The organism is Kitasatospora sp. NPDC093806 (assembly GCF_040683335.1).
GTDB lineage: Bacteria > Actinomycetota > Actinomycetes > Streptomycetales > Streptomycetaceae > Kitasatospora.
This window is the reverse complement of sequence record NZ_JBFBDO010000067.1, coordinates 40580-47253: the sequence shown is the minus strand read 5'-3', so window position 1 is coordinate 47253 and position 6674 is coordinate 40580. Positions and strand designations below refer to the sequence as shown.

Sequence of the window (6674 nt, the reverse complement as noted above, 5' to 3'; positions counted from 1 at the left end):
CGGGCCCCGCCCAGTCCGCCCCGGCACTGATGGGGCGGGCCCGTCGGCTTGTCGCTGCGGCGGCCGCTTCCCCTCCCGCGCCATCACTGGACGAAACGTCCAGCCTGGACGTACAGTCCAGACATGCCCACCGAGAACCCCGACCCGCGCGTCCGCACCTGGGCCTCCGTCTGCCAGGCGGTCGCCCTGCTGCTCGGGCCCTACGCCGAAGTGGTGCTGCACGACGCCGCCCGCGACCGGGTGCTCGCCATCTGGAACCCGATGGGCGGACGCGGCCCCGGCGACCCGTCCCTGCTCGGCGAACTCGACGGGCTCGACCAGGCCGCCCCCGACGTCTACGGCCCCTACCCGAAGCTGCTGCCCGACGGCCGCCGGCTCTCCTCGGTCAGCGCGGTGCTCCGCGACGAGGACGGCCGACCCGCCGCCGTGCTGTGCGTCAACCTCGACCGGGGCCCGCTCGAACACGCCGCCGCCCTGCTCACCGCCTTCGCCGCCCCCACCGCGCCGCGCCCCGAACCGCTCTTCGAGCAGGACTGGACCGAGCGGATGAACGAGGTCGTCGGCGGCTACGTCCGCGCCCACGGCCGACCGCCGGAACGGCTCGGCCGCGAGGACCGGCTCGCCGTGCTCCGCGAACTCGACCGGGCCGGAGTGCTCGCCGTCCGCCGCGCGATCCCCGCCGTGGCCACCGCGCTCAAGGTGTCGCGGTCCACCGTCTACACCCTGCTCGCCGAACTCCGCGACACCCCCGCGGACCCGCGCGACACCGGCCCCCTGGAACGCAGCACCGAGGAATGAGACCAGACATGACCCGACTCCCCGACTTCCGGCTGGAAACCCACTTCTCCCGCTGGGAGTTCACCGCTCGCCACCACCTCACCGCCTCCGACGCCCAGACCATGCCGATGTCCGAACTCCTCGCCCTGGCGGGCCCCGAGGACCGGCACGCCTGGGACACCCTCGCCCTCGGCTACACCGAGACCTACGGCGACCCGGCCCTGCGCGAGGCGATCGCCGGCATGTACGAGCGGGCCGGCGCCGAGGACGTGATCTGCTTCGGCGGCGCCCAGGAGGCGCTCAACCTCGCCATGCAGGTCCTGCTCGGACCGGCGGACCACGCCGTCGTCCTCACCCCCAACTACCAGTCCGCCGAGACCATCCCGCTCTCCCTCTGCGAGGTCACCGGCGTCGCCCTCGACCCCGACCGGGACTGGGCGCTCGACCTCGACGAACTCACCGCCGCGCTGCGCCCCAACACCCGCGTGGTCTCCGTCAACTTCCCCAACAACCCCACCGGCAAGGTGATCGACGCCGCCGACTTCGTCCGGCTCACCGAACTCTGCGACGAGCGCGGCATCCACCTGTTCAGCGACGAGGTCTACCGCGGCCTGGAGCGCGACCCGGCCCGCGCTCTCCCGCAGGCCGTTGACCTCTCCGAGCGCGCCCTCTCGCTCAACGTCACCTCCAAGTCGCTCGGCCTGCCCGGCCTGCGGATCGGCTGGATCGCCTGCCGCGACCGCGAGTTGCGCACCCGCCTGGAGCGCGCCAAGCACTACACCACGATCTGCAACTCCGCCCCCAGCGAGATCCTCGCCCGGATCGCGATCAACGCCCGCGAGCCGATCCTGGCCCGCAACCGGGCGATCATCGCGGCCAACCTGCCGCTGTTCGAGGACTTCTTCGCCGAGTTCGACGACCTCTTCGACTGGCGCGCCCCGGACGGCGGCTGCGTCGCCTACCCGCGCTACCTCGGCCCGGACGGCGTCGAGGCCCTCTGCGCCGACCTGATCGAGGAGGCCGGCGTCCTCCTGATGCCCGCCTCCGTCTTCCACTCCGACCTGACCCCGACCCCCACCGACCGCTTCCGCATCGGCCTCGGCCGCCACGACCCGGCCCCCGCCCTCGACACCTTCGCCTCCTGGCTGTACACCCGCCGGGGAGACACCGGGCGATAGGGGCCCGGGCACGGGAGGGCCGGCCGCCTGAGGTGGGAGGTGGCGGCCGGCCTGCAGTGTGGGGGGTGGGTGGCCCCGGTGCGTCAATCTGGCGTGGGTGCCGGTGCTGTCGCGTCCGTCGGTGGACGGTGCGTCAGCGGATGGTGCGTCAGAACGGGCCGGTGCAGGTGGTCACGCGCTGGGCGGCGTCCAGGGCGGGGCCGGCGGTCGCGCAGACCATCTTGAGGTCGCCGGTGACCACGCGGGGCGTCACGGCCTTGGCGGACCCGTTGGCGATGGTGGTCGCGGAGGCGGCCGTGATCCACGGGCTGCCCCAGGCACGCTGGGTGCGGACCTCGACCTGGACCACCGTCAACTGCGCGGGGTCGGCCGATACCTGGGCCACGCCCACGACGCCCCCGCCGTCCCTCTCCTGCCACACACACGGGTGGTTCAGCACGGCCGTACACGCGGTACCGCCGACTTCCTGGCCGGTCGTCGCGGCCGAGGCCGGGAGAACCGTAGCCGCCGTGATGCCTGCCGCCGCCAGCATCAGAGCTGCGATCCGAGCGCGCATGATGTCAACCTCCTTGGAATGAAAGGGAATCTCACTCTGTGGGATGAGTCTTGCACAGATCGCACAGATGCCCTATGTGTGCTGCATCACACCCAAGGTGACCGTTCAACTACATGCTGCAATCCTGCCAGTGACCTCACGGTTACCGTCAGGTGGCAGTTCGGCGACGACCGAGTGCCGCGTCCGCCGACCGGTTTCCGGCCGCGCGACCGGCGTCGGTGGCCAACTCGCCGTCACCGAGGCGGCGTTCACTCGTACGAGTGGCGCACCGGCGCCAGACCGTTCGGACGGCTACCATCGAGCCGACCAACGGAGGTGACCTGGATGACCACGGTCATCGTGCAGTTGCCCGACCCCCGCCCGCCGGTCCCGTCCGACCGCCGGTTCGCCCGGCTGTCACGGCCGCCCCGGACCGCCCCGCCGCCCCGTCCGGCGCTCCTGCACCTCGGCCCCGGCGACACCGTCGAGTTCGGGCGCGGCGAGCCCGGCCGGCCGCTCGCCGTGCCGATCGCCGACCCGGGCGTGTCGCGTCGGGCCGGCGAGATCGCCGCCGCCGAGGACTACTGGCGGCTCTCCAACTTCAGTACCACCGCGACCTACGTCGTGGAGAACCTCGAAGGTGCCGGCGAGCACGTCAAGGTGGCGCCCGGGCGGCTCGGCGCGCCGGTCCCGTTCGAGTTCTCCCGGGTGCTGCTGCCGGCCCTCGGCGAACCGGTCGCGTTCAAGGTCTTCGCGCCCCAACACGCCTATCTGACAGGCGAGTCGGACGGGATCGGCGGTGAAACGTCGCGGCCGCAGCCGGGCGGCGAGCGGACGGTCAGCCCGTTCGCCCTCGACCCGACCGCCAAGTACTTCCTGGTGCTGCTCGCGCTATGCGAGCCCCGGCTGCGCTCGCCGTCCGCCGCCGCCGTGCCCGGCGCCACCGAGGTGGTGTCCCGGCTGCGCGCGCTGCCGTCCTGCCGGGACCTCACCCGCTCGGCGGTCAACTACCACATCGACTACCTGGTGGGCAGCAAACTCCGGCTGCGCGAGGGGCCGGAGGCGGACGCGGCCCCGGGGGAGGGCGGCGTCGCGGGCGGCAAGCGGGAGGAACTCGTCGCGCTGGCGCTGCGGTTCGACCTCGTGCGGGAGGAGCACCTGGCGCTGCTCCCGCCCCGGCGCGGCTGACCGGCGGTGGCGGCGCGCGCGGCGGGGCCGACCCGGGGCGAACCGGCGGGCACCGAACAGGTGTTCGAGGTGCCGCCCGGCTACCTGGTGGCCGGCTACCGGATCGGCGCGCCGATCGGCGCCGGCGGCTGGGGCAGTGTCTACGCCGCCCGTCGGGTCGCACCGGAGTCGGTGGAGGGGAGTCCGGAGGGTGGGGGCGGTCCCGAACTCGCCGAGGCCGCGGTCAAGTTCCTCCATCCCGCCCGGCTCAGCCCGGGTCAGCGCCGCACCATGCTGCAGATCGCCCACCGCGAGATGCGGTTCAGCCGCCGCGCCGACCATCCCCACCTGATCCGCACCCTCACCGTCGTCACCCTCGCCGACCCCGCCCACCCCGGATTGGACGGCGCGGTCGCCCTGGTGATGGAACGCGCCGCCCGCAGCCTCCAGGACGTCCTCGCCGCCGCCCGGCCCCCGACCCCCGTCCCGGACGCCGGACGGATCCTCGCCGAGGTCGGCGCCGGGCTGCTCCACATGCACACCGCCGGCTGGGTGCACGGCGACCTCAAGCCTGGCAACGTCCTGCTGATGCCCGACGGCACCGCGAAGCTCGCGGACTTCGGCCTGACCGCCGAACTGGAGGGGACGCACGCGTACGCCCCGCCGCTCGGCTCGCCGGACCACGTCCCGCCCGAGTGGTGGTCGCAGCGGACCGGCGCGCGCGGCGTCGCGCTCCGCCCGAGCGCCGACCTGTGGGCCTTCGGCGTCCTCGCGCACCAGTTGCTCACCGGCGGACTGCACCCCTTCCTCGGCGCCACCGCCCGCGCCCGCTCGCTCGCCGCGCTCGCCTACGCGCGCGGCAGCGCTCCGCTCCGGCTGGACGCCGCGCTGCCGGACCGGTGGCGGCCGCTGGTCACCGCCTGCCTGGCGGCGGAGCGGCGGCGGCGTGCGGAGCTGGATCTCGCGGCGCTGCTGGCGGCGGCGGTCGGTGACGGTGGTGGTGTCGACGATGGTGGTGGTGTCGACGATGGTGGTGTCGCGGATGGTGGTGATGTCGACGGTGGTGGTGACGGCGGGCTCGGCCCGGGCTCCTCGCGGACGCGGGGGAACGCGGTCCGCCGCCGGCGGTCCGCCGTCGTCGCGCTGCTCGCCACCGGCGCGGCGGTGTTCGCCCTGAGCGGCGCTCCCGAACCCGCCGCCCCGGACGCGGGCGGGGCGCACCCGGCCGCGTCCGGCGGACGGCCCGCCGGTGCGGCGCCGCCACGCGGCGCGAACCCGTCCGGCGCGAGCCTGCCCGGTGCCATCCCGTCCGGTGCCGACGTGCCCGCCGCGCTGCGCGGTCCGATCGAGGACGCCGCCCGCCGCTGTCCCGAGCCCGAGATCACCCCGGTGCTGCTGGCGGCGATGCTCAAGGCGGAGTCCGGCTTCGACCCGGCCGCCGCCCGTCCCGAGACCGGGGAGTACGGGGTGGCGATGTGGACGCCCGCCGTCTTCAACGCCTGGGCACAGGACGGCGACCACGACGGCGTCAAGAACTACCTGGACCCGGCGGACGCCATCGCCTCGATGGGCAACTACGTCTGCTGGCTCGCCCAGCGGTTCAAACAACGCGGCCTCACCACCGGCCTGCCCGCCCTGGTGACGGCCGGCTACCGGACCAGCGACAAGACCGTCGCGGACGCCCGCGGTGTCCCCGATCGGGTGAAACCGCACGTCGCACGGGTGCTCGGTTACCTCGCCGAGTACGGCGGCTGAGCCATGAGGTCGGCCACATCCGCCGGCTTCCCGGCGCCGTCGCCGCGGAACCGGACGCTCCGGATGCGATGCTCGGCGACATGTTCCCCAAGCTCCGATCAGCCGCCACGCAGTGGACCACGGTCGTTCCGCTGCTGGCCCTCCTCGTCCTCGCCCTGACCTGGCACCGCGACCTGCCCGGCTGGGTGGTGGGGGTGGTGTCCTGCTTCCTGGCGGGCGCCGTGCTCGCCGCCGTGCACCACGCCGAGGTGGTCGCCCACCGGGTGGGGGAGCCCTTCGGGTCCCTGGTGCTCGCGGTCGCGGTGACCGTCATCGAGGTGGCGCTGATCGTGACCCTGATGGCGGACGGCGGCGACAAGTCGGCGACCCTCGCCCGGGACACCGTGTTCGCCGCGGTGATGATCACCTGCAACGGCATCCTCGGCCTGTCCATCCTGGCGGCGGCGTTCCGGCACCGGGTGGCGGTCTTCAACGCGGAGGGGACCGGTGCGGCGCTGGCCACCATCGGCACCCTCGCCACGCTGAGCCTCGTCCTGCCGACCTTCACCACCAGCTCGCCCGGCCCGCAGTTCGCGCCCGCCCAGCTGGCCTTCGCGGCCGCGGCCTCGATCGTGCTGTACGGACTGTTCGTCGCCACCCTGACGGTCCGGCACCGGGACTACTTCCTGCCGGTCAGCTCCGAGGGCAAGGTGCTCGACGACGAGGACCACGCCGACCCGCCGACCGTCCGGCAGATGGTGACCAGCCTGGTGCTGCTCGGAGTGGCGCTGATCTCGGTGGTCGGCCTGGCGAAGGGCGTCTCGCCGACCATCGAGTCGGCGGTCTACTCGGCCGGGCTGCCCTCCTCGGTGGTCGGCGTGGTGATCGCCCTGCTGGTGCTGCTGCCGGAGACCATCGCCGCCCTGCGCGCGGCCCGCCGCAACCGGGTGCAGACCAGCCTCAACCTGGCGCTCGGTTCGGCGCTCGCGAGCATCGGCCTCACCATCCCGGCGGTCGCGATCGCCTCGCACTGGCTCGCCGGGCCGCTGGTGCTCGGCCTCGACCCCTCGCACCTGGTGCTGCTCGCGCTGACCCTGGTGGTCGGCACCCTGACGGTCATCCCGCGCCGGGCGACGCCGCTGCAGGGCGCGGTGCACCTGGCGATCCTGGCGGCGTACGTGGTGCTCGCGATCAACCCCTGAGCGGCCCCCGGAGGCGGGGACGCCGAGGGGGTGCGGGGGTGAGGGGGGAACGCCGGACGGGCCGGCGACCGGAAGCGGTCG

General features: G+C 74.1%; 6 protein-coding genes. 5 read left to right on the top strand and 1 reads right to left on the bottom strand.

The window, feature by feature from the left end:
• Positions 1-123 precede the first annotated feature (123 nt).
• A complete protein-coding gene (locus AB0N76_RS26575) occupies positions 124-798 on the top strand; it encodes a PAS domain-containing protein (protein WP_363561076.1) in 675 nt (224 codons plus the stop codon).
• 8 nt (positions 799-806) lie between these two features.
• Positions 807-1955 carry a pyridoxal phosphate-dependent aminotransferase gene (locus AB0N76_RS26570; protein ID WP_363561074.1) on the top strand — a complete coding sequence of 383 codons (1149 nt, stop codon included), beginning with the start codon at positions 807-809 and terminating at the stop codon, positions 1953-1955.
• 148 nt (positions 1956-2103) lie between these two features.
• Here the strand turns inward: AB0N76_RS26570 and AB0N76_RS26565 are convergent, their stop codons facing one another.
• Entirely contained in the window at positions 2104-2340 is a 237-nt protein-coding gene (locus tag AB0N76_RS26565) for a hypothetical protein (protein ID WP_363561072.1), read from the bottom strand.
• Between the two features lie 495 nt (positions 2341-2835).
• Here AB0N76_RS26565 and AB0N76_RS26560 point away from each other — a divergent pair, with 495 nt between their 5' ends.
• From AB0N76_RS26560 to AB0N76_RS26550, 3 genes are all read left to right on the top strand, one after another.
• Entirely contained in the window at positions 2836-3678 is an 843-nt protein-coding gene (locus AB0N76_RS26560; protein WP_363561070.1) for a serine/threonine protein kinase, read from the top strand.
• Positions 3679-3684: 6 nt separating this feature from the next.
• On the top strand, positions 3685-5412 hold the full coding sequence (locus AB0N76_RS26555; protein WP_363561068.1) for a protein kinase: 1728 nt from the start codon (positions 3685-3687) through the stop codon (positions 5410-5412).
• Positions 5413-5492: 80 nt separating this feature from the next.
• Positions 5493-6593, top strand: coding sequence for an ionic transporter y4hA (locus AB0N76_RS26550; RefSeq protein WP_363561066.1), 1101 nt, complete (start codon positions 5493-5495; stop codon positions 6591-6593).
• The last annotated feature ends 81 nt before the right edge of the window (positions 6594-6674 follow it).